The organism is Streptomyces sp. 351MFTsu5.1 (assembly GCF_000383655.1).
Lineage (GTDB): Bacteria > Actinomycetota > Actinomycetes > Streptomycetales > Streptomycetaceae > Streptomyces > Streptomyces griseorubiginosus.
The window spans coordinates 638,559-661,386 of the sequence record NZ_KB911776.1 but is presented as its reverse complement, the minus strand read 5'-3'; the positions used below and the strand labels follow the sequence as shown (position 1 = coordinate 661,386).

The following is a 22,828-nucleotide window of genomic DNA, read 5'->3' as shown; positions in this document are numbered from 1 at the left end:
CGGCGCGGGCCGCCCAGGCGTACCCGAGGTGGGATCGGTCGGCGGATTAACCCGCACGGCCCGCCCGTATCGCCCCTTTTGCCCTCTCTGTCTAGCGTGAGGGCATGACCGCGCCGATACCCAGGGACATCCCGGACCTCCCCGCCCTCCAGGGTGTGCCCGCTTTCCTCCCGTCCGCCGTCCCCGCGACAGCGGTGGTGACTCCCGTACGCCATCCCGTGGCCGCCGTGTACCGCGTACTGGTGGCTCTGGCCGCCCTGGCGACCGTGACCGTGGAGATACTGCTGAGCAGCCCGGTCCGCGCCCTGAGCTACTTCGCGGTGCAGAGCGCGGTCCTGCTGGCCGGCGTCTTCCTGCTCTCGGCCCGCAGGGCATGGAAGGCCCGCCGCCCCCTTCCCTCGGCCCTGACAGGCGCGACACTCCTCTACGCCGCGATCACGGCGGGCGTGTACCACCTGCTCCTGACGAACACGTCGAGCCCGTTCGCCCTGACGGGCGCGGCGGCGAACCCGACGGGCTGGCACGCCGTGACCACGCACCTGCTGCACACGGCGATCCCGGCAGCGGCGGCAGCGGACTGGCTGTTCCTGACGGCACCGGGCCGCCTGCACCTGCGCCAGGCGGCGACCTGGCTCCTCTACCCCCTGGCCTACCTGCTCCTCACTTTCACCCGAGGCGAGCTGATCCCCCCGGGCACACGGGGCCGCTACCTCTACCCCTTCCTCGACGTAGACCTTCACGGCTACAAGAGCGTCCTGGGCAACGCCCTCCTCCTCGGACTCTCCTTCTACGCCCTCGCGATCCTCCTGGTCGCCCTCGACCACGCCCGCCCGAACCCCATCCGCCACCGCGCCAAAACCGGATTTCGTCTCCAGCCACCGGTGGGCTAAAGTAAACGACGTCGCCGCGACAAGCAGCGACGATCGGGGTGTAGCGCAGCTTGGCAGCGCGCTTCGTTCGGGACGAAGAGGTCGTGGGTTCAAATCCCGCCACCCCGACAGTGAAACACCAGGTCAGGGGCCTGATCCGCATCGCGGATCAGGCCCCTGAGTGGTCTCCAGGGACCCTTGGGAGAAATCTGGGAGAAAATTTCGGATTTCTGCTCCCAGAGGGCCTCGCTCACTCCAGCGTAAGTAGCCCCCTCACCTTGTCGCTAGCGCGGCAGTCATGCCGCTGGACACACAGCGATCCGAACGCCATCAACGCCGGCCCTCCGGAGCAGACGTCGGTGAGCACGCCTTCAATCAAGCCTCACCGGATGACTTGCAGGCGACGAAGGGGAGACGCGCGCTCACGCCGCTCCCTTCACCTGAGCGCGCCGCGATCGGCGAAACCTCGGCCCGAAGGCATACCCGAGCCCTCCACGAGTGAGTGCCCCACAGGCGGCCAAGTCCACTGAACGGTGTCCGCAGCCGGTTACTCGCAGCACGCGCACAGATGCAACTGCCCCATGGAGGCGGACTACAAGATTCCGCGGTCGAGGACATCGCACCACGAACTCCGCCGCAGATGCCATCAGAACCTCTACCTCTCTCCGCAACTCGTTTAAACGCATCTGCGGCGAGTGAGGGACCACCAAAACTCCAACCGCGGTTGAAAGTTGACGCTCCGTCGTCTACGGTAACGGCTCATTGCGGCGTATCCGGCGCCCAAAGGGAAGGACCTTCATGCCCAGCACCCTGAAGCCCGTCACCACGGGCTTCCCTCTCAAGCTCACCGTGGTGCGCGAGACACTCGCCATCGGGACGCTTGACATCGAGAACCTGCTGTACATGGTCAATGACCCGGTGAAGGTGGAGCAGGACGCGGCCAAGGACGCCAAGGCGGGCCACGAACCCGACGAATACGCCAAGCTCCGGGCCATGGTTCAGCGGATGATCGGTACCGCCGCGAGCCCCAAGGCCAAGAACATCGGCAGCTACGCCGACTACATCGCCGCTGGTCTCAGGGGCGACCTCGGCCACTCCTGGTCGATCCCCCCGATCACCCTCTGGTGCCCTCGGCCGCTGGACATCCAGGAGGACGGCAGCGCCTTTTTCCCCATCCGAGATGGCCTGATCACCATCGACGGCGAGACTCAGATCACCGCCATGCACCGCATCAAAAAGAACCCCGGCGCGTTCGACCTTCTTGACTTCGATTTCGACGGTGCTGTGATCGCCTTCGAGGTCTATCACGGCATCAGCCCCTTGGCGGCCCGGCAGATTTTCCACGACCGCAACCTCAAGGGCGCCCCCGTGGACAAGTCGCTCGCCATGTCCATGGACATGCGCGACTTCGGCACCTCCGTCACGCAGACGCTCGTCGACTCCACCACCGTCACCCTGGATGGCGTGGAGACCCCCCTCTCAAAGCTCATCCTCACGGGCAAGCGTCAGGTCAGCCCCAGCGCCCCCGAGTGGTTTACGCTCTCCGGCCTGCGAACTCTGGTCGTGACGACCATCCTCGGCAAGACGGGCATCCACGCGGCGTCCGGCGACGTGGAGCCCACGGACATCCCCGGGGAGCCTGACCCCCAGACGGTGAAGCGGGAGACGGTCGAACTCCTGGCCGAGTTCATGCGTGCCAACGCCGACCTGTTCAACACCAAGACCGCCATCGTCGCGCCCGCCGTACTGGCCGGGCTTGGGGCGGTCATGCACCGTGAGACCTCATGGACCAAGGAACCGTTCCCCGCCGGGCAGACGGTCGATGGCCTGCTGAAGAACGTGCAGTGGAAGCGTGAGGCGGCCTACTGGGGCGGCATCGCTGCCAAGGTCAACAGCAAGGGCGTTGTCTCCTGGGCCGGCGGCGCCCGCGACTCGGGACACAAGGTGTACGACGCGCTCAGCGACCCGACCTCTGTCGCTGGCCAGCAGGTCCGTGGCCTCGTGCCCAACCAGACCACCGTGTAGGTATTGCACCTGGCCGATAGACAGGTGCCCCCTCCCCGTTTGCGCCGGGGAGGGGGCATCGCCATCTTCGCACGGTACTTCCCCGGCGCCCCCGCCTGGGAGGATCACGGAAAGGAGCGCGAGCTCAGATCATCGAGAACCGCGTGTCGTACTCGTGCGCCATGCGCTGCACCATCGAGTCGTAGTGGAGCACGTCGTCTTCCGCCGGAGCCGGCGGCGTGGTGACCAATGCGCACGGACTAGTGCCGTCGTTGTTCATGTCCACAACGACGATGCCCAAGCCATCAAAGCCCTGCGAGCTGTGGTGACTGCGCCTCGGAAGGTCGGTGACCTGGGCAACAGCTCGTTTCAATGCGTGAGGCTGGTTGTGCTTGTTCGGGCCCGGATTGGCCGTGTTGGTCGGGCTGTAGAACTCCTCAGCCGCATTCACCATGAAGAAGCCGATAGAGAGTGCCTGACTTGAGTGCCCGTGCACGATCTGATGGCTTGAGTTGAGCTCGTCGTAGAGCCGCGGCAGCGCCTTGATGTGCTCGGTCATGCACGCCTTCGCCTCCAGCGCCACGAGCACGCTGCCAACCGGCCCTTCCTTTATCTCGGGAAGATCATCCAGAAGCCCTTGCTGCTTGGCTGTGAGCTCGATGCCGTGCTTCGTCACGAGCGTCTGCAGAGTTTGAGGCCGCTTCGGAGCAGGCGCACCAGCCTTCGGGCGGCAGAGCACGAGGTCAAGACGCTTCTTCTTCTCAGGGGAGAAGCTCCTCAAGGTGTGGTTGATGCCGAAGACCACCTTGCCCAACTCGACATGTGAGCGCAGCAGATCGCTCGTCAGCATCAGGTCGAACAAGATCCCCCAGCAGATGAGCTGACCGTGCCGGTCACTGCGACCGTGGTACTGAAGCATGTTGCCCTTAATGGGCACGGCCTTGCTCAGGCTCTTAGTGAGAATGTCTACGGCTTCCAAGACTCACCCCTCTCAGGGGTAACCCTATCGGCCTACACCGACAGCAACCGGAGGCTTTCCCGCAGGGTCCATCAGCTCAACGTGCTCCTTCATGTGGAGGATGAAGTCTTCGTTGAACTTGAGCTTGGCCTTCTGGGTGCGCGAGTAGAACCCCGCGGCTGCACGGTAGCTGAGCGCCGTCAGTCCGCCCCGGTCGACAAGGTCCATGAGGTGGACGTAATCGCGGTGCTCCGGCCACATGGAGACGTACGAACGCCATCTCTTTCCACCGCCACCCCATGCTGCGGTGGGCCAGCGAGCGCCGTCCGCCATGAGGTCGGCTTCGGACTCGTCGTACTGCCCCGGGGTCAGGAGTCGTTTACCGAGCCACTCCGAAACGCCAACCGTGACCGCGTTGCCGACCAATTTCCAGCGGTCCCGGCCGCTCTTCTTGTCGGCCGTGGCTTCGGTCAAGGTCCAATCCCTGTCGAAGCCCTGAAGCTGCTCGGCATCGGTGATCGACGGTGTCACGATCCGATGACCCGCTGGGTTGCTGGGAATCCAAATAGCTGGCGGAGAGGGGATGCTTAGAGCTGACCCTCCCTTGACCGTGGGCACCGCGTCTTGAGCCCAGCCCAAGCCGCGCAAGCCCTCTGTCCAGTAGAAGCCATGAGCGTCGTTCGCCCAACCTTGCCCGTCCGGCTCACCGGCGTCGTCAGCCAGCAGCACGTTACGAGGATCTTCGGTACGACTGGCCACGAACAGGACACGCTGACGACGCTGGGGTACTCCCGTAAAACGAGAGTCCACGAGGCGGTATGCCCATGCGTAGCCGAGGGCTTCCAGTTCTTGCACGAGGTGGAGCATCGCCTTGCCCTTATCGAGCACCAGCATGTTCCGCACGTTCTCCAGCACGAGCCACGTCGGGTGGTGCTGTTCAAGGAGACGGAAGACATGTGAGACGAGGCCAGACTGCTCTCCTGCGATACCAGCAGTGCGGCCGGCCTGTGATAGGTCCTGGCACGGGAAGCCCGCGGTGACGACGTCAACGTCACTGGGCAGGGCTTTGAGGTGTTGTACGTCTTCCTCAAGAGGGACACTCGGGAACTGCTTGGCGAGAACTGCCTGAGCGGGAGCCCACACCTCGCAGAGCAGGACGGTCTCGAGTCCAGCCCTCTTGAGACCGAGCTCAAGCCCGCCGACACCGGCGAAGAGACCCGCGACTCGTAGGGATGACTGGCTCACGTCTACCTCATTGCTCACGTCGGAATCCTGTCATAGAGGTCTGACACCGCAGGCCGAAAGGTTCGGGACTGCCTGCCAGGAGGGTGCTGTCTTGAATGGGCCACGTTGTGCGGCTCGGCATTTAGGGGCTACGCGATTGGATGCGCAGCCCCTGAGAAGCCCCAGGTGTCGCCTACCGACGCACGCTCAGCCTCTCCTTCAAGAGATTGTTGAGCGCCGCAACCGGTGACGTAGGCCACATATCAAGCCGGGAGTCGAGAGAGGCTTCCCAATCCGCGGTGAGGTTCGCCAACAGCTCCTTGCGCATCTCTTGAGTGATGTGCGTGTAGCGCGCCTGGACCGAGCCGTCGATGTGTCCCATGCGCTCATCCATGAGCTTCGGCGGGGTGCGGAACCACTCCATCCGCGTCTTGTGCGTGTGACGCAGTCCATGGGGCGTAAGCCCCTTCGCGATCGACACCCAGCAGGCATCCGCCCGCTCTTGGGCACCTCTCCCCCGCGTCGGCACGCCGGGCCAGGGGTGGGCAAGCACGGGTACAGGCCGCGCTTCCTGCGGCGCCTTCTTCGGGTACCAGCCGGAGGTGGCCGGTGTGAAGAGCCACGTGGCGAATCCGTTCCTCCGCCAGTGCGCAGCCTGGTTGACGGCACCCCCGCCGCGGGTGAACCCGAGAGCGTCGATGGCCTCGCGCACCCGAGCCCTGGTGGCTTCGGCCACGATGTCCGGCCGGTTGAGGACGTTGGACACCGTGCCCGTGGAAACGCTGGCACGTCTCGCCACGTCCACCACCTTCGCTCCGGTCTCCCCTGTACGGGACACGCCCTGTCCGCGGAACATGTAGGTCTTGCCGTGGCAAGCGCACGGAATCGGTTGCGTACGGGCTATGTGACCGGCCCAGAGGCGGGTGAGCCACGGTGGGGCGTCAATGGTGCGATAGCTGTCGTCCTTGGGCGGACAGCGCTCAAACTGTCCCGAGTCGAGTTCGTAGAGCTGCCATTCCACGCGCACGGCTTGCGGACGGATGAACTCGGTCTCCCAGCCCACGATTTCTGCCCACCGCATCCCGGTGTAGCCCTTGGTGACGAGAGCTACGAACTCGTCATCGCGTCCAGAGAGGAGTGACGCGCGCTCGGCACACAGAAGGATGCCGAGTGGATCCGTGACGACCTTCTCCGGCCCTCGGTCACGCGAACGACCTGCGCGCTTGCCTCTGCCGCGTCGCTTGGTGGCGGGGTTGGAACTGATGAGTTCCTCGTCCACCGCGTCTTCGAGGACCAGGTGGAGCGTGCCTCTCCACGTCTTCACGCTCGATACGGCGTAGAGCGCCTTCTCCTTCTTCTCCCAGACATCGACGTCCGCGCGCTGGATCGACGCAAGCGGGTGATCCTCGAACTCTGGAAGCAGGTGCTCTTCCAGGTGACGGCGGTAATTCTGCATCGTGGATGCGGCTAGGTCCTGCGCGGCATACCACCGTGAGGCGTACTCGCCGAAGGTGATCTGTCCGGCCGCCGGGTTCTTCCAAGTGCCACTCTCCACCTTGGCCTCTTCGGCATCAGCGGCTTTCTTGGCTTCGCGCTTCGTACGGAAGCGGATGACGTTGCCGTTCTCGTCAGCCACAGTGCCGTACTTGCCCGGCGAGATCTTGTAGCGGCCACGCCAGTACGTGCCTCGGTTCTCGACGAACCCCATGCTCCCTCTCATCACAAAGAGGCGGGCGAGAGCCGGTGTTCGACTCTCGCCCGCCATGGTTTTCCTGCTGTCAGACTGCATTCCGAGCGCGCCGCGGGCGCCGCGCCTTGAGCTGTACCGCGGGTACGTCGAAGGGGACGAACGTGCGCCGGCGGGTCGAAGCGGCGCTGGTCTCCGGCATGTTCACCGGGCCGGGACGTTCCTCGAGAATCTGGAAGATCTCCTCTACGTGGCTCCGTGTGAAGCGGTAGCCGCTCCCGCTCCGGAGGAACGGGATACGGCGCCGCCGTGCCTGCTCCTTCACCCACCACTCGGAGCAGTCGAGCGCCTCGGCTACCTCCGCAACCGAGTACGACTTGGGAAGGGCGGAGTTCGTCTCACCCGAGTTCATGGCTCCTCTTCCTCTCAGGTCCGCTACTTCCGCTACCTCCGCTACCGCCCTGGTCAGGGGCCTGATGCAAGTAGCGGATAGAGGTAGCGGTAGCGGATGGAGCCGCTACCTGCCCTGGGTTCGTGGCCGCGGGGCGGGTAGCGGATGGGGGGTTGCGGTAGCGGATGCGGAACGCACATCCGCTACCGCTGTCAGAGCTCTGACCTGCCCGGTAGCGGAGGTAGCGGAAGTAGCGCACTCTCCGCGGGGGGTGGGCAGTAGCGCTGCCAAGCGTCGTGCAGATCGCTCGCGTAGTAGCCCTTCATGACGCTCCCGCCTGCCTTGATGTTGCGGGCCGCGATGGGTGTGTTGTCCGCGGTCATGTACTCCCGCAGCATCCGCGACAGCCCGCGGGCATCGAGCGGCTTGCCGCTCATGTCCGCCCACGGCGCCTCCTCGAGGCTGTGCAGCCTGTCGAGGACGGCGACAGTGGGCAGGCGGTCGATGCCGTTGAACACGTAGTCGCGCAGGTCGGTGAGCAGGCGGATGCCGATGCTTCCCTTGTCGCTGGTCTTGGCCGCGTTCACCAGCTCGATGCACGCGGTGCGGGCCCGCTCCGGCCACGCGCCACCGGCGGCGTCCGCGATGGCAAGCAGGGGTTCCCACACGTCCGCGGGCCGGTCGCTGATGCCCTCCGGCAGTGCCGGAAACACTCCGTCGACCAAGTGGCGCACGGACTGTGCCCAGGCGGCGAGCCGGTCACGCAGCTCGTGTCCCTCCTTCTCGTGGATGCGCTGCCGGAACGGCTCAACCCGCTCGTTCGGTGCACGTCGGCGCATGCGGACGATGACCGAGCGGGTCAGAATCGTGTCCGGCAGCGAACCCAGACCGGCGACTGCGACCCCGCAGAACGACGGGAACTCCTGTACCTGCTGATTGGAGCCGTCGCCCACGCAGCGCCACATGACGCCGGAACGGCGATGACCGGCGTTCAGGAAGCCTCGGAGCTGCTCGTTCTCTCCGGCCTTGGGGCCGAAGACGGTGTCGATCTCGTCGAACAGGATCGTGGGTCGTCCCTCCATCCCGGACACCGCGCGGAAGAGCGCGGAGGCGGAGGCGTTGACCGCGACCATCGGTTGCGGCACGAGGGTTTCCACGATCTCCAGCGCGCGGGATTTACCCGAACCCGGCTCCGGGGAAAGGAACGCGAGCCGCGGTGTGGAGTCGAAGCAGTCGAGCAGGTGCGCGTGTGCGTCCCACAGCGTCACGGCGACGTACGCGGCTTCGAAGGGAAAGATGTTGAAACGGCGGTGGAAGGCTTCCACCTCATCGAGCAGTGCGGAGCCGTCCAAAGCGGGTGCCGGCGGGTTGGTACTCATGCCGCCTGCCTCCCTTCCTGGTTGGTGCGGAGCGGGCATGCGTCGCGGTGGGTGGTGTGGTCTTCGATCAGGGCGAGCACCTTCGTGTGGCCAACGGCGCTGCGGTCCCTGCCGCACTGGCACTTCGAGGTGGCCGTAGGCACGGCACCGCGCGGTGCGCAGATGCACAGCCACGCAATCGGGTACCGGCCGTCGCCCCGGTGCGGGTCAGGACGAAGAGCAGAAGGGACGCCCTTGCGGGCGGCGCCCTTCGGCTCGCCCACGGCCGGACCGAGCGCGGCTTGTGCGGCGGCGCCCGGACCGGTCGGGGCGGTGGGAAGGCTCTTCAGTGCATGGCGGGGCCGGGTGCTCATGCCGCCCTCCCCTGACCGTTGCGGGCAATCGACCAGTTCAGACCGCTGCGAATGGTCGCTTCACACGACCGCGGTGACAGGCCGGCCTGCTCCCCCGCCCACTGAAGAGCCTCCTCGACCTGCTCCCTGGGGAGGTCGCCCCACGCGATGAACCGCCCCAGGGCTCGCGCCGCCCGCAGCAACGTGGCGTTGCGCTCGCCCTCCGGGGCCTGCCTTACGGACGCCGTTTCCGCGTTCAAGCCCGCTGCGGCGTAGCTGGACGCCCGTACGGACGACGGTGCAGCCGTTAGTGCCCGCGAAGTCTGACGAACCGTCAGGCGGGTGTACAGCCATTCCGGCAGTGGTGCGGGCGGCATGTCGTTGACGACCGCGTAGGCGCCCGTGGGGGTGATGCTGCCAGGGGCGACGACGTAGCCACCCCACGCGCGGGTGTCGATGCGCTTGCCGAGCCGTCCGGCCGTGTTGCCGAGCCGGACACCAGGCGGGGCGGTGAAGTACAGGTGGACCCCGCCGCTCGCGGTCCGCACTGTGCGGGTGGTGGGCACGGCCTGCCCGGCGCGCTCGCAGAGCGCCGTGAAGGTCGTCACGCCGTTAGGCGTGTCCGTACTGCTCTTCCGCTTGGGCATGTCGAGGTCGACAACGACCAGCCCGGACGGGCCTGTCGCGATACCGACGTTGAACGGCAGGTCGCCCCACGCGCGGCGGATGCGGTCCAGGTCGATGGTGGCGCGCTCTTCCCATTTGCGGTGACCGCCGGCGCAGTCCCCGATGCCGGGGCAGACATCCTCACCATGCAGGGCCGGACGCTTGTCACCGGGGCGCAGCGGGAGGACAGCCCATCCTCGCTCCGCAGCGTCCAGCGCGGCGTACAGGAGGTGGCGGTTCATGCGGCCACCCCTAGGGCGCGGGTCGCGAGGAACGCGCGGCCAATCCACTCCGCGTAGGCGGGCGGGATGGCTTCGGTGAGTTCCTCGCGTACGTCGGTCCACGTGATGCCCATCGCGGCCTGAAGCTCCGGGATGGACGGCTTGCCCCCGCCGTTGCCGTACGCAGCCACATACGGGCCGTCGTAGAAGCGGCCGTGCCGGTACCCGCGCACCCGCCCGCGGTGCGGGACGTGCGCCGGCTGCTCGATTGTCCAGCCGCCCAACTCGAAGTTACGGTGCCGGATCACCCCGAGCCCGAACATCTCGCCGCACAGCGTGAGGTCTTTGCGGATCCCAGCGCGGCCATTGGGCTGCTCGATGACGTACGGCAGACCGGTTTTGTCGAGCAGGTCTCGGGTGGGCGCTACGAGGTCTTCGTGGATTCCGCCCCACCCCTGGGACCGATTGGTGCCCACGGTCAAGGCGCACTTGTCCTGGCACGGAGGGGAGGCGTGCACGATCGTGTACCGCTCGATGTCCCCGGAGAGGATGAGCGCGGCGAGCCGCTCGAGCGCGTCGCCCCGGTGGTGTGGGAAGGGGTAGTTCGGCCGGTCGGCGATGTCGACACCGTCCACGACAAATCCGGCACGGGCGTAGCCCATGGCGGCGCCGCCGGCGCACGAGAACAGATCCAGCAGGCGCGGCCGGAGTCGGCCGCGCCCCATCGGGGTGGCATGGGCCGGATGGCCCTCGCCGAATGCACGACGTTCGGTCATGCTGGAGGTCTCCTTGTTCTGTTGGAGGGACAGGAGAACCGGGGCGGGCGCAGGCTTGTGGTGAGACGGCGCCCGCCTCGGGCGTAGCTAGCCGTGGAAGTGGTTGCGCTTGAAGACGGCCTTGCGGATGTTGACCGTGGTCCCGCTGCCGTGGCCGCTCGCGCTGAAGACCTGTATGGCGACCCAGCCGCCAAAAATGACGGCGGCGAGGGTAATGAGCTGAGTGATGAGCGCGGTCAGCGCGGTGATGAACGCGGTCAGCAGGAACAGTCCGCCGCAGACGGCACCGAATCCGATGCCCCCGAGGGCGATGTTCACCGCCGCGCGGGAGACGGGCGGCTTGGCCGCGACGGGTTCGGGCTTGGCGGGTTCGAGGGCGTAGCCGGTGACGACGCGACCGTCCGACAGGACGACACTCGTCACCGACGGGATGGCGCCCGGCTGTACCGGTACGACCGGCGCCGACGGCACCGGAGCGAGCGGAGTGGGCCGGTGGACTTCCACGGTCGCCTCACGGCGGCCGGGCACGAGGTTGGTGTGCTCGTACACAGCGAGCCTCCTTCAGTTCCCGAGGGCGGACAGGGCGTCGGCGGACGCCTGCACGAGGTTGTGGATGGGCTCGTACGCGCCGGTCCCGGCGACGAAGAACCCGAAGAGGAACAGCACGATGGCCGAACCTCCTCCGGCGGACTTGGTCTTGACGGCGAGGGCGGACGCCGCGCCGAACAGCAGCACGGCGGAGATGTTCAGGATCATCGGAGCCTTCCGGTCAGGGGGTGTCGGTGCCCGCGCGGTAGATGCGGGCCCAGCGGTTGTAGAGCCAGCGGCCGACGCGTATGCGCTTGCCGGTGGCCTTGCAGCGGCGGCAGTCCTTGCCGCGCTTCATGCGCCCCTTGCGGTCGGTCTTCATCGCGAAGCCCCAGCCGTTGCACTTGCGGCAGTTACCGAATGGCGAGGCAGCGCACACGGCGACGTAACACAGCGTTACGTCTAGAATCAGGGTGATAGCGAGCAGGACAGGGGTCATGACGGGCCCTCCCAAGCGGGTTTCAGGGGTTTCCGCAGGTGGGCCGCTATCCGCTAGCGGCCTGATCAGAGCGGGTTTGGGGCGCTAGCGGGGCCGCTAACGTTAGCGGGATGTGCCGCTAGCGCTAGCGGCCACGGATCCTCAGCCCGCGTCTCGCTTTCCATCACGCTCCGCAATCGCCGTGACGATGTGGGAGCGGTCGATGCCGCGCCGGTTGACGACCTTGCCCTTGACCCGGCGGCCCACCTGGATCGTGGAGACGCCGTGCGGCTTCAGGGCCGCGGCCAGTCCCTCGGGGTCCCAGCCGTCGTAGACCTCCTCGCGCAGCTCTGCGAGTCGGGCGACGACGGTCTCGGACCACACCTTGGGCTCATCGGCCGGCACAACGGCGAGAATGTCGCGCAGCAGGTCATACGCGCTGGTGACAGGCTCGGGTGCCTCCCCGAGCGCGTGCCCGGACAGCGTGCCCGCTTCCTCACGCAGACGGCGAGCGCGGGCGCCGACGTCTTCGGCGGCACGGCCGTCGACGTAGATAGCGCGCACGATCCTGGCGTCCGAGCCTTCACCGACGAAGTAGTGAATGCCCTTGTCACCCCAGGCGAACATGGTCGCGCGCACGCCCCGCTTGTACGCGGACGTGCCGAGCACCATGTCGTTCTCGAGCTGACCCATGACCTTCAGGCACCAACGCGCCGACGCGTTCGCGCTGATGCCGGTGGGCAGCGCCTTGGCGTCCGGGCGCTGCGTGGCGAGCAGCAGCACGATGCCGGTGGCCGGACCGCGCTTGACCAGGTCGGTTGCGATCTCCTCGAACTCCTTGGCGTGCTCGGGGTGCTCGAACAGAACCTGGCACTCATCCACTCCGATCACGATCGGGTGCAGACCCAGGGAGCGCTTGTCGGCGAGAGTGCTGGTCACCTTCGACTCCGGGCAGACATCCCGCGGAAGCGAGCGGATCACCTTGGTGCGGCGCCGCAGTTCCTCGCGCAGTGCCCGGAAGTCGTTCAGGCAGTACTCGATGGACTCGTCATCGTCGCCCGCGGCGTGGCGGTGGGAGACGGCGTCACCGACCGGGTCCAGGTCGCCGGTGCCCTTCATGTCGTAGGTGTGCAGCTCCGCGCGGGGGTCCAGCGCAGCGATGAGCAGCAGCAGCCTGAGCAGGAAGGTCTTGCCCATGCGCGGGATGGCGCCGATGACGCCCGCGATGTACATCAGCGTCGCCTCAACCCAGCGTCCACGCTGGTCAGTGCCGTAGGCGACCGGCTTGAACAGGTCCACCGAACCCGACTTGAGCAGCGGCCACTTGGGCTGTTTGGCGCGGGACATGTCCTGATCCCCCACCCACAGCACGAGGTGACCGGTGTGCTCATCCGGGACCGCCTCGGGCCACACGCACCCGAGCGGGCGGCGCAGGCCGGAAGCGAGCCGGTCGCGACGCTCGATGACGTCGGTCACCGTGACGCCGTACGGGAGGTTGCCCTCCGCACGCCAACCGGGACCGTCACGGGTGATCGGGGCGGTGAACTCGAACCCATCGCGCCCCTTGGCCTGCGCCTGGTTGATGGCGGGGATGCCGAGAGCACCCAGCGCCCGCAGCACGATGTCGCTGGTGAGCTTGACCGCCTTGGGCAGTTCCACCGCGCGGTGGATGACCGGGGCATCCGCCTGCTGTCCGGCGAACCCGAGCGCCATCACGACCGCGCTCACCGACACCGCCTGAAGCCAGTCGGGGGCGAGCACGTAGATGGCTAGCGCGGAGCCGAGTCCGACGAACATGGCGAGCACGGCAACGAGGGTGCGCAGTCGGACCCGTCCATCGCGCTGCCGCGACAGCTTCAGGTACTCCGCGGCGTCCTCACGCCGGACCGCGGCGAGTCGGACCGGTTCGCCCTCACGGTCAGCCACCCATCGCATCGTGCCGCCCACGAATCGGGCGGCGGCGGCCGGGGCTTGCAGGGCGAGCTGGGCGGCGTAGACCGGGGCACGCAGCGCGTGATACCCGGCAGCGTGGGCGTAGTGACGGGCCACCCACGCCGTGGCAGTCCGCAGTTCCGCCACCGACCGCAGCCACACGGGAACGACCGCACGGCGCTGGGCACCGAGCAGCCGACCGAGGTAGCCCGGACCGGCGGCCGTCGGGGTCGGCAGGTCGACCATCACGCGCGCGGTCGGGTCGCCCGACTCGGCACCCGACCGACCGGTCTCGGAGTCGGCCGACGGGTCGGAGTCGGGTCGAGCAGCCGGGTCGGCCGACTCGGTACGGGCCGACCGCGCCTTGTCTAGGTCGACTACCTCACCCCCGGAGTCGGCGCTCATCTCCGCTTCGAGTCGGTTGAACAGTTCGTTGTCGTCGTCGGGGTGCTTCACTGAAAGTCCCTTCCAAGGGGAGGAAAGGCGGGGTCCGGCCGTCGCTGTAGGAGGTGGGCGGACGGGCCCCGCCGGATCGTGATGTGCAGGTCAGGCGGTGCGCTGTTCCTCGGGGTAGGCGCAGGGCACGCACATGCCGAGCGACGTGGGGATGACGTATCCGGCGTCCTGTCGGCAGGCGGGGCACGTGCGGCGGGCACGGTTCGCCTTGGCGAGCGCGGCCCACTTGCCCGGCGTCATCGGCCGGACGGGCTTGGCGCGGTCGACGCGGTAGAGGTAGGCGACCAGTGGGCCGCGCCGGTAGCGCGGGCGCATGATCTGCGCCGCGATGGACTGCCCACCGGGCCGTAAGCCGCGGGCCCGTAACTGCCGTTTGGTAGCGAGTCCGTCGGGGGCATAGCGCCACGGGTAGGTGGGCAGTCCGTGCCTCGCGCCGGTCGGGTCGAAGCACTTGGCGAACATCAGGCAGCCTCAGCCGTCGTGCCGTCGCCCTCCGCGTCGTCCACGGAGTGCAGCGGACGACCGTCGGCGCGCTCGGCCTTCAACTGCTCCCGCAGCTTGCGGGCGTTGGCCTGCGAGACATGCAGCGTGGTGCGCAGACGGTCCGCGGTCAGCTCCGCCTCGGACCACTCTGCTGTGACCGTGCGCGCCTCGGTCAGCGCCTCCTCGAAGGTGCGCTGTGTCTTGGCCTTGCCCTTGGCGAGGGTCCGGCGACGAGGGCGCCGCTTGGCGTCGACCGGTGCCAGCGGATTGTCTGCCGGGGGCGGCGCGGGCGTCTCCTGCTCGGCAGCGGGGGCCAGGTCGCCCATCCGCAGCATCACGCGCTCGCGCCGCGGGGTCTTCGAGCGCCACTTACGGCCGTAGCGCTCGCGCAGGTCCGCGCGGGCCAACTGCCGTTCCTTCTCGCGCGCCAAGGCATCGGAGTAGGAGGTGATCTCCCACAGCGTCATGCGGCGCCACAGCGCGAATGTAGAGGGGAAGGCAAGCAGCCAGCGGGAGAACCGGATTTTCTCCATGCGGCGGCCGGTGGCAGCGCCGATCCTCACGGCGTAGATGTGCGCGCCGATCTCGGAGAACACCACCCACAGCAGCGGCATCGTGCCGTGGGCGACCTTGGCCCACATGCCCTGTCCCGCGGCGACGTTCAGCCCGCAGGTGATCAGGGTGAGCACCCACGGCACGAACCGCACCCACGCGAGCGCCATGTCCATCCGGATCAACAGCAGGTTGGCGACGGTGAACACCGGGATGGCCACATCGATCCCGACCGGCAGCATCCACGGAACGTGGAAGCCCCATCGGGCAGCGGCGGCCGACACAGCGTCAAACGAAGAGATCAGACCGAGCGCGCCGACGCCGGCCGCAGCGAGCGCGCCAACTCCGGCGAGTCCCATCTCCGGCTTCGTCAGCGGCGGCACTCCGGACGCAGGCGCCTCGGGAGCAGGGTTGGTGGTCATGCCGCTGCCCCCTTGCGTGCCGCGCGGCGGCGCCGGGCGGGGCGGGTCAGGGGGATGACGTCGAACAGGTCCGGATTCTCCTCGATGACCTGCGCGGCGATGCGGATCAGGTCGTCGGGAAGGTTCGGGTCGTCGGCGAGGATGTCGCGCGCCGCGTCCTCACGGGCCGCGCGCTCTTCGTCCGTCTCTCCCTCGACCCCAAGCCACAGCTCAACCGGGGTACCGAGCGCCAGCTCCGCGAAGTCCGCGGCAGAGATGGCCTGTTGGTGGCCGATGTACGTACGCATGACTGCTCCTGAAGTGGGAGGGACACAGAGCCGAAGAGCCGCAGGCGTTTGGTGAGACGGCGACAACTCCGGAAGAACCCGAGCCGCAGCACGGCAGGGCAAAGTGCCCCGACCAGGAGTCGAACCCGGTCTACGACCATCGGGGCAGTGGTGCTGGGTCAGCCGTTGCGGACGCGGCCGGAGACGGTGTTGGCGGACACGTTCAGGTGCCGGGCGCCGGAGATACGCACGTCACCGGAGACGCTGTTGGCACTGACGGGCCCGGCAGCGCCATCAGTCGCCTGCACCCTGATGTCCCCCGAGGTAGTGCCCAGGGTCGCGCCGCGACCGTCGTACAGGTCGACCTCGATGTCACCGGAGACCGACTGTGCGCTGATCAGCTCGGTGACGCGCCCGGCGTGGATGTCGCCGGAGGTGGTGTTGGCGCGCAGTTCCCGGACGCCATCGGCGTCGACGCTGCCAGACACGGAACGGAACTCCATCCGGTCGACATAGCCGAAGACCTCCGCGTCGGCAGACTGGGAGACGACCGCGAGGGAGGAGTGCGGGGGCAGGCACACCGTGGCCTCGATCGGGCTGACGGTCGGCATGGTGTTCGTGCCGCCGGTGATGACGCGACCGTTGACGATGGTCAAGCCGGTCACCGAACCGTAGACCGTGCCGACGTTCTGCACGATGCGGTTGCCGCGCCGGCTATGCACCATCACATTGCCGGGCATCTCCGGCACCTCCATGCCGAACGCCTGCCCGCTCTGCATGCTGCGGGCGCGGTTGATGGCGTCGGCCGCGGGTCCGGTGGCGTCGTCGGTACGCAGCACGACGCGGGCGGTGATCAAGCTGTCGAGGACCTGAACGCGGACGCTGCCGACCGGCAGCGACAGGCCCAGCATGATGGGGCCGGAGGCCTCGGAGACGAAGGTGCGCTCAGTCATGGTCAAGCTCCCAAGGCTTGTTGGAGTGGAGCACGGGATGAGCGAAGGAGCGGGACGGCCGCGGCATTGAAGTGGTGAGACGGCGGCCGTACCGCGAAGCCCTCATGCCGCGATGCGGCGGGGCGGCGCCCCCGAACCGAGTCGAACGGCTCGTACGACCATCGAGGCGGTAGTGCATGTCTCCTTCATCGCGACCGCGCTCCCGTATCAGGTAGAGCTGTCCGGCCTCGAAGTAGGCGTATGGAGACGTGACCTTTCGGTCTAAGCCCTCCGGTTAATGCCAAGGCGCCGGGTCGCCTCCCCCCGTCCGATGCGGGGCTCCTGGTCGTGCGGGTCTTGCAGGCCAAGCACTTTCAGACACAGCCGGCCGAGCCCTTCCGGATTCGCCGTACTGACGTGTAACAGCATGTACTAGTACGTAGCACGGCGCAAGAGGGTCGCGGAGATTCGTGCTAGGCCGTACTAGGGGTGGGTACGCTCGATGGCGTGATGAGCGCTGAAATCTCGAAAGACGACCCCAGACCGGAGTCCGAGCAGGCGGCCGACATCCTGCGGCAAGAGATCCTGCGTGGCGACATCAAGCCGGGGGCCCATGTGGGCTCCGTGCGAGACTTGGCCACACGGTTCAAGATCTCGGGAATGACGGTGCAGCGAGCCCTCACGATCCTTCGCGAGGATGGGCTCATCCTGACCACCTCGCGCGGCAGCTACGCCCGTGATCCACAGCAAGCCACCGAAGACGACGCAGACGTCGACCTTCCCGAAGTCCTGCGTCAGCTCGAACATCTCACCTCCCAAGTCTCGGAACTTCGCGGCAGGCTCGAAGCGCTCGAAAGCCGCTCCGTGCCGGGTGGTGCGTGATCTGCAACCAGCATGCGCGGAACGGGAGTTGAGAGGTAAGTGACAGCCAGGGGACGGAAGAACGGAGCAGGGGACATGTCCGGTGACACCGGCCTGTCACCTTCCCTGTCCCCCCGGCTCGCGCGCGAGACTCGGAGCAGGCACTCGGAGGAGGGCGCATGACCGACAACAGGCCCGCATGGGCGCGGCGTATCGCGGCTGAGCGGATGGCGCGCGACTGGTCGCAGCGTGACGCAGTCAGGGCCCTGCGCGCGCACGCTCCCACGGAGCTGCCCGCGGAAGAGAGCATGATTCGCCAGTGGAAGCGCTGGGAGTCGGGCCAGGCACCGAACGACTTCTACCAACCGATCATCGCGGCCACGTTCGGCACCGTGACGCACGCGCTCTTCCCTGCGCCCTCACGGCGGGACGGAGACAAGGAGATCTTGGCAGCGTCCGGCATGGAGACACTGGAGATCGTGAGCCGTCTCAACCGGTCCGACGTCGACAACGCCACGCTTGACGCTCTGCGGATCACGACGGACCGACTCGCCTCGGAATACCCGTTCATGCCGAGCGAGCAGCTTCTCGTTGAGGGACGGCAGTGGCTTCGCCGTGTCGTCGAACTTCATTCGAAAAGCCTCACGCTCGCGCAACACCGCGAAGTTCTCGCGCTGTCCGGCTGGCTCGCCCTACTGGTCGGATGTGTCGAGTACGACACGGGCGACCGCCACGCGGCCGAGTCGACGCGACAGGCCGCGCTCTCCCTCGCGACCGAGGCAGACCATGCAGAGGTTGCCGGGTGGGCGCACGAGATGCGGGCATGGTTCGCCCTCACCACCGGCGACTACCGCGGCGTCATCGCGGCCGCGCGGGCCGGAGCCGAGACGGCGGCGCACCACGGCGTGGCCGTGCAACTCGCTGCCCAAGAAGCCAAGGCATGGGCGCGGCTCGGAGACCGCCGGCAGGTCGAGGTCACCTTGGACAAGGGGCGGCGAATGCTCGAAGCGATGCCGCACCCCGAGAACCTGGACAACCACTTCGTGGTAGACCCTGCCAAGTTCGACTTCTACGCGATGGACTGTTACCGCCTGGTCGGCGAGGACAAGCTCGCGCGCACGCTCGCCGAGGAGGTGCTGAGGGTAGGAACGGACTTCGACGGCACCGACCGCTCGCCGATGCGTAACGCTGAAGCTCGCGTCACGCTGGGCGTCACGGCTGCACGTGAGGGCGACTTGGAACAGGCACTGGTCATGGGCGAACGCGCCCTCGAAGGGGACCGGCAGTCGGTGCCGTCGCTCATCATGACCAGCCGGGAGCTTGCTGCCGAAATGAGGCGCCGGTATGCCTCGGAACCCGCGGCCCAAGACTATCTGGCGAGGCTCCAGGCCCTAGGACAGGAGAAGCCTGGATTTCTACCTAACCAATGAGTCTCAATTGGCCAATTGGCGCAATCCTGAGTTTCGATTTGGGGTTTGCGAAATCTCGTACTCGAACGCACAACTCTGCACGTTAAGTCACGGAGTGTTGTCGCGAGAGTAGTCAGAGATATGCACGAATGCTCCAATTAGTGCAATTACCGCCAGAGCTTCGCATGAGCCCAAAAGCCACCCGGAAGTGCCCGCATCACCTTTTCCAAAGAAAATCGCCAGAGAGACTGCCGACGGCAGACAGAAAGTGCCGATGTCGACTACACTCTGAGCGATTTTCCGCCAGACGCGATTACTGTCTGACCTGTGATAGCTCTCCCATCCAAGGGTCGTCGCGCTACTACCGCTGCGACTCCTGATATCAGGCAACAAGCGTTCGCGTATATATCTGCCAATAGATGAGATCTTTTCATCATTGACGAGATAGGTCCAGCCCAATACCGACAGCGCGAACGGCGGAATAAGGAGCACGTACTGGCGCTCCTCTTTGCCGAAATAGAAGGCGAAGATAGCGCCAGCCACGCCGAGAGCTACATAGATCAGATTGTCGCGGAATCCGATCCGGCGCACTTGTTCTTCTTTGAGTCGCTCATACTCGACTTTCAGCATGTCTTCACTCACTGCAGTCTGCCAGCCACTCTCACGCTAGTAACGGAACCGTCAGATCAATGGGGGTAAAACGGCATCAGTTCGATGGCTTGAAGCTCATGGTTAACTTCACCAGGCCTCTTTTCGCTTATGACGAGACAGTCATCCCCCCCTATCTCGAAAATCCAGTCCATACAGCCCCCGCAGGGGGTAAACCGCTCCCTTTCGGCCGCGATAAGGACAGCTACCAACTTGCGAGCGCCGGCTCCGACCAGTGTGGAAATTGCATTTGTCTCAGCATGAATGTCATGAGACCTAAACCTGTGCTCAATGTTGCAACCTTGGAAAATGCGCCCATCGTCCGCCAAGGCGCCACAACCAACAGGTGTGGGACCGTGAACCCGCGCGCGTGAGCGGGCTTCCCAGGCTGCCTGAGAGAGAGCAGCACGCTGCTGCTCAGTCAGCCCGGTCACCTGGACGCCTGACCGGAAGAGATGCTGGCCATCAACGTGTTCCACCTATCCTGCTGGAAAGAATTACGTGACATGCTGGCAAGTTGCTGAACGAGGGGTGCGACCGATTCTGGCCAGCTAGCCGGCTGTGGACGTACGTTGAGCACTCGACCGAGTTCATAGAGCATTTTCTCATCCAGTTTTTTAGAGGAGAGCTGTTCCTCAAGCCACGAGACGATGGCTTCCCGCAACCCTAGATCGTGCGTGTTGGAAGCGACTTCGATGAGAGCTCTAACTGCTCCATACCTCACCCACTTATCGCTATCGAACATTAGAGTCTGCACCACGCGGGCAGTCTCGGAGCTTGGGTGTAAACCCAGCACGTGTACCGCACGCCACCGTGTGACCGATGATTCGCTACGGGCGATATCGACGAGCTTCCTCTCTCCTGCTGCCGTAAGTCTGCACCTTCGCAAGACATTGGCCAGCGTCCAAGCTTCGATCGGATCATCCGACGCTAGGCTCTGGACTATGTCAGGACCGACATATTCTCCATCCCCAATCGTGAAAATAGTCCTCCATCGAATGAAGGAGGGATTCAACGAGGGAAATTCTTCCACGACATCGAACAATCGATCTCTCGTCGGGGCCCCTAGCATAGCTTTCGCCGTTTTAGTGCTATTCAATCTCAAGGCATCCGTCACCGCTTCGACAGTCGCCGCTACGGGGTCCCAACGCTTATCTGCGAGCATCGCAAGAAGTGCTACTTGCATCTCGCTTGTGACGCGCCCAGGAACCAGAGAATAGGCGGCGCCAAAGTAGTTCCAGTTATAGACCATCCGCACGAAGTCATCGGCTACTACGGGGTCGTGAATCTGGTCCACTGCAAGACGTAGGGAGTCAAACGACGCTGCGCCGGTCGTCACTACATCAAAAGCGTCTGGCCCCCACAGCATCTTGTGTTGAACGAGATATCGTGACGCAAGGTAGTCATGGAATAGATGGTGAGAAAACCAAACAAAGGTCTCGCTCGCACGGACAAGCTCTGCCCCTTCCAGCGATCGATAGAGGGAAAGATCGACCTGCGCGACAAAGTCTGACCGAGGAATAAGCATCCCACGCTCGCGGGAGTAAGACTCATAGCAGACTTTACTGAGCCTATCGAGGCCCTCCTTCCTTACATTGGCTAGCTTGGAGAAGTAAGCCTCGATCACCTTTGCTGCGCTGCCCTCAACAAGATCAAATGCAGTCGCCTTATCGAGGAAGAATGGATTACTCAACAACTTTGCGGCATCGGGTGATGGAGTGCGGTCCTTTTGTGTTGCTTCCCAAATTTCGGCTACCTGTTCCTCGGACAGAGGAAGCACTGTTGCAAGTTTCCAACGATCGAGAGCAACGGGGCGTCTAACCAAACGCTCACTCACAATGACACTGATGAAAGGATAGCGCCGAGCAAGTTCGTCTAGGGCGTCCAACGCGGGCTGCGAAATCTCACGAGGGATCTCATTCAGGCCATCGGCCAGAACGAGGAGCCTTGGAGCGCGTGCGGAGCTTGTCAATACTGGCTTTAGTGAGGGTGTGCTCAAGCTAATCAGGGCCTGAACGAAAGACTCAGGCTCAGCGCTACGCATAGCGGACGGAAGATCCCTCAAAGGCAACCAGATAGGGATGATGTCTTCGCTGCTTCTGGTCACGGAAATGCCAGTTCGGGCAAGGACATGCGTCTTACCGCTCCCCGCCTCTGCGGAAAGAAGAACTCTGCCGCGCTCTATGGCGACCCGCGCAAGTTCCCTTTCGGGAGTCACATCTTCCCATTGGCCAGAGATAAGCTCATCATAGGATTCAGGGAAAGCGATATTCAGATTGAAAGGCGTGCGATCGCCTCCCATCGCGGTAAAGATCTGCTCCGCTTCCGACCTCATACGCTCCCGGGCAGCCGCTTCGTTCTCGATCGCGGTCATGCTGCAGCCTCCGGGGTGCGCCGAGGATCTGGTTCCATAGCTACAATATCGGTGACAACTCGCCATGTGAAGGTGCTCGCGATTGCACAGGCGTGCGGTCGCCACACCTTGCGCGTTTCGTCATTGTGCGGATCATCGATTATGTCTGACACGCTTCGGACGATCAAGAGGCGCGGGTTGTATTGGGGGTTATTCCTAGACGCGGCTACCCCCCGACAGAGTCCGACCGACTCCATGTCGACTGCAACGGCTTCGTCATACTCATGCACGATCCGCTGCTGTTCCTCGGAATTTGGATCACCATAAATCTTGTCACCAGCCACAAGGCTCTCTATATGCACTGTGGGTTCCCAACCATCAGGCAGAGAGCTCCTGAGCGACTCAGTGATCCAGGAACGGTCATCCCTTAAAGGGGCTACATAATCCTGGTGCAGATTGATCGACGGATAGTCAAATGGAATGTAACGTCGCCGGGCCCCGTAGTTGCTTAGTTTGGCGAACGAGCAATAGTGGATGTACGGCGGGATGATTACATCACCGACAGAAACTTCTGCATGACCGCTGATACCACCCGCAATCCCACTCAGGACCAACAGCTCAGGCTGCCAGTGCTCAATTACGTCTCGCACTTTCTCGCCAGACTGGATATTGTTCCTGTCGATCTCCCGGTGGATGACGTCTGGAAGTTCCGGGTTGCTTTCAGGCGAGATGTAGTAAGGACTTCCGTCAATGCGTTGCGTGAGCCCTCCAATACTTCTGAAGGATTCACTCTCTTCCTGTACAGCAGTCAGAACCGCCACACGTGCATGACCGCGTCGGCCTCTCGTAAATGGCACAGCGCCCCCCTGAGTCCCGGCCTGGCACAGAACGACGCTTGCGCGCCGTGGGTGTTGATGTTACTTGGGCCGGCAGATGCTGGGGAGAGCAAGGGAAACTGACGGCGCCCTCATTGCTGCCGCAGCCCGAGAGACTGACGGCCT

Annotated in this window: 24 protein-coding genes and 1 tRNA gene; 5 read left to right on the top strand and 20 right to left on the bottom strand. The window is 65.2% G+C overall.

Annotated elements, in window-relative coordinates:
- Window positions 1-104 precede the first annotated feature (104 nt).
- The 3 genes from H295_RS0106465 (at window position 105) to H295_RS0106455 (ending at window position 2,894) form a co-directional block, all read left to right on the top strand.
- Window positions 105-890, top strand: a complete 786-nt coding sequence (locus H295_RS0106465) for a Pr6Pr family membrane protein (RefSeq protein ID WP_020134523.1) — start codon at window positions 105-107, stop codon at window positions 888-890.
- 34 nt (window positions 891-924) lie between these two features.
- Window positions 925-998 (top strand) — tRNA-Pro (locus tag H295_RS0106460).
- 669 nt (window positions 999-1,667) lie between these two features.
- On the top strand, window positions 1,668-2,894 hold the full coding sequence (locus H295_RS0106455) for a DNA sulfur modification protein DndB (protein WP_020134522.1): 1,227 nt from the start codon (window positions 1,668-1,670) through the stop codon (window positions 2,892-2,894).
- Between the two features lie 124 nt (window positions 2,895-3,018).
- Here the strand turns inward: H295_RS0106455 and H295_RS0106450 are convergent, their stop codons facing one another.
- The 16 genes from H295_RS0106450 to H295_RS0106380 form a co-directional block, all read right to left on the bottom strand.
- Window positions 3,019-3,852, bottom strand: a complete 834-nt coding sequence (locus H295_RS0106450; protein WP_020134521.1) for a hypothetical protein — start codon at window positions 3,850-3,852, stop codon at window positions 3,019-3,021.
- A 24-nt stretch (window positions 3,853-3,876) separates the two neighbouring features.
- Entirely contained in the window at window positions 3,877-5,094 is a 1,218-nt protein-coding gene (locus H295_RS0106445) for a DNA cytosine methyltransferase (protein WP_234021570.1), read from the bottom strand.
- A gap of 154 nt (window positions 5,095-5,248) precedes the next feature.
- Window positions 5,249-6,763, bottom strand: a complete 1,515-nt coding sequence (locus H295_RS0106440; protein WP_020134517.1) for a LacI family DNA-binding transcriptional regulator — start codon at window positions 6,761-6,763, stop codon at window positions 5,249-5,251.
- Between the two features lie 70 nt (window positions 6,764-6,833).
- Complete coding sequence (locus H295_RS0106435) at window positions 6,834-7,154, bottom strand: helix-turn-helix domain-containing protein (RefSeq protein ID WP_020134516.1); 321 nt, start codon at window positions 7,152-7,154, stop codon at window positions 6,834-6,836.
- Between the two features lie 191 nt (window positions 7,155-7,345).
- Window positions 7,346-8,512 (bottom strand): DUF3631 domain-containing protein, encoded by a 1,167-nt coding sequence (locus H295_RS0106430; protein ID WP_028809113.1) that lies wholly within the window; start codon window positions 8,510-8,512, stop codon window positions 7,346-7,348.
- The gene (locus tag H295_RS47825; RefSeq protein ID WP_234021569.1) at window positions 8,509-8,865 is read right to left on the bottom strand and encodes a hypothetical protein; all 357 of its coding nucleotides are present in this window, start codon (window positions 8,863-8,865) and stop codon (window positions 8,509-8,511) included. The genes H295_RS0106430 and H295_RS47825 overlap by 4 nt, the downstream gene beginning before the upstream one ends.
- Window positions 8,862-9,752 (bottom strand): bifunctional DNA primase/polymerase, encoded by an 891-nt coding sequence (locus tag H295_RS0106425; RefSeq protein WP_020134514.1) that lies wholly within the window; start codon window positions 9,750-9,752, stop codon window positions 8,862-8,864. Before H295_RS0106425 ends, H295_RS47825 begins: the two co-directional genes overlap by 4 nt.
- Window positions 9,749-10,456 carry a DNA cytosine methyltransferase gene (locus H295_RS0106420; RefSeq protein ID WP_028809112.1) on the bottom strand — a complete coding sequence of 236 codons (708 nt, stop codon included), beginning with the start codon at window positions 10,454-10,456 and terminating at the stop codon, window positions 9,749-9,751. Before H295_RS0106420 ends, H295_RS0106425 begins: the two co-directional genes overlap by 4 nt.
- Before the next feature lie 138 nt (window positions 10,457-10,594).
- Window positions 10,595-11,056, bottom strand: coding sequence for a hypothetical protein (locus H295_RS0106415; protein ID WP_020134512.1), 462 nt, complete (start codon window positions 11,054-11,056; stop codon window positions 10,595-10,597).
- A gap of 12 nt (window positions 11,057-11,068) precedes the next feature.
- Window positions 11,069-11,263, bottom strand: a complete 195-nt coding sequence (locus H295_RS0106410; RefSeq protein WP_020134511.1) for a hypothetical protein — start codon at window positions 11,261-11,263, stop codon at window positions 11,069-11,071.
- A gap of 13 nt (window positions 11,264-11,276) precedes the next feature.
- Window positions 11,277-11,534 carry a hypothetical protein gene (locus tag H295_RS0106405; RefSeq protein ID WP_028809111.1) on the bottom strand — a complete coding sequence of 86 codons (258 nt, stop codon included), beginning with the start codon at window positions 11,532-11,534 and terminating at the stop codon, window positions 11,277-11,279.
- A 141-nt stretch (window positions 11,535-11,675) separates the two neighbouring features.
- Entirely contained in the window at window positions 11,676-13,901 is a 2,226-nt protein-coding gene (locus H295_RS0106400) for a cell division protein FtsK (RefSeq protein ID WP_020134509.1), read from the bottom strand.
- A 90-nt stretch (window positions 13,902-13,991) separates the two neighbouring features.
- Window positions 13,992-14,363 carry an RRQRL motif-containing zinc-binding protein gene (locus H295_RS0106395; protein ID WP_020134508.1) on the bottom strand — a complete coding sequence of 124 codons (372 nt, stop codon included), beginning with the start codon at window positions 14,361-14,363 and terminating at the stop codon, window positions 13,992-13,994.
- Window positions 14,363-15,358, bottom strand: coding sequence for a DUF2637 domain-containing protein (locus H295_RS0106390; RefSeq protein ID WP_028809110.1), 996 nt, complete (start codon window positions 15,356-15,358; stop codon window positions 14,363-14,365). Before H295_RS0106390 ends, H295_RS0106395 begins: the two co-directional genes overlap by 1 nt.
- Window positions 15,355-15,645, bottom strand: coding sequence for a hypothetical protein (locus tag H295_RS0106385; RefSeq protein ID WP_020134506.1), 291 nt, complete (start codon window positions 15,643-15,645; stop codon window positions 15,355-15,357). Before H295_RS0106385 ends, H295_RS0106390 begins: the two co-directional genes overlap by 4 nt.
- Window positions 15,646-15,803: 158 nt before the next feature.
- Window positions 15,804-16,577 (bottom strand): DUF4097 family beta strand repeat-containing protein, encoded by a 774-nt coding sequence (locus H295_RS0106380; RefSeq protein WP_020134505.1) that lies wholly within the window; start codon window positions 16,575-16,577, stop codon window positions 15,804-15,806.
- A gap of 489 nt (window positions 16,578-17,066) precedes the next feature.
- On the opposite strand from H295_RS0106380, the gene H295_RS0106375 reads away from it, so the two are divergent.
- Complete coding sequence (locus H295_RS0106375; RefSeq protein WP_063741184.1) at window positions 17,067-17,438, top strand: GntR family transcriptional regulator; 372 nt, start codon at window positions 17,067-17,069, stop codon at window positions 17,436-17,438.
- A gap of 158 nt (window positions 17,439-17,596) precedes the next feature.
- Window positions 17,597-18,847, top strand: a complete 1,251-nt coding sequence (locus tag H295_RS0106370) for a hypothetical protein (protein WP_020134503.1) — start codon at window positions 17,597-17,599, stop codon at window positions 18,845-18,847.
- Window positions 18,848-18,934: 87 nt separating this feature from the next.
- On the opposite strand, the gene H295_RS47130 is transcribed toward H295_RS0106370, so the two are convergent.
- The 4 genes from H295_RS47130 to H295_RS45270 are packed head-to-tail and all read right to left on the bottom strand — an operon-like array spanning window position 18,935 to window position 22,648.
- On the bottom strand, window positions 18,935-19,456 hold the full coding sequence (locus tag H295_RS47130) for a hypothetical protein (protein WP_063741182.1): 522 nt from the start codon (window positions 19,454-19,456) through the stop codon (window positions 18,935-18,937).
- 56 nt (window positions 19,457-19,512) lie between these two features.
- Window positions 19,513-19,908 carry a cytidine deaminase gene (locus tag H295_RS48710; RefSeq protein WP_158691025.1) on the bottom strand — a complete coding sequence of 132 codons (396 nt, stop codon included), beginning with the start codon at window positions 19,906-19,908 and terminating at the stop codon, window positions 19,513-19,515.
- On the bottom strand, window positions 19,905-21,848 hold the full coding sequence (locus tag H295_RS45275; RefSeq protein ID WP_158691024.1) for an NACHT domain-containing protein: 1,944 nt from the start codon (window positions 21,846-21,848) through the stop codon (window positions 19,905-19,907). The genes H295_RS48710 and H295_RS45275 overlap by 4 nt, the downstream gene beginning before the upstream one ends.
- The gene (locus tag H295_RS45270; RefSeq protein WP_158691023.1) at window positions 21,845-22,648 is read right to left on the bottom strand and encodes a hypothetical protein; all 804 of its coding nucleotides are present in this window, start codon (window positions 22,646-22,648) and stop codon (window positions 21,845-21,847) included. Before H295_RS45270 ends, H295_RS45275 begins: the two co-directional genes overlap by 4 nt.
- Window positions 22,649-22,828: the final 180 nt, after the last annotated feature.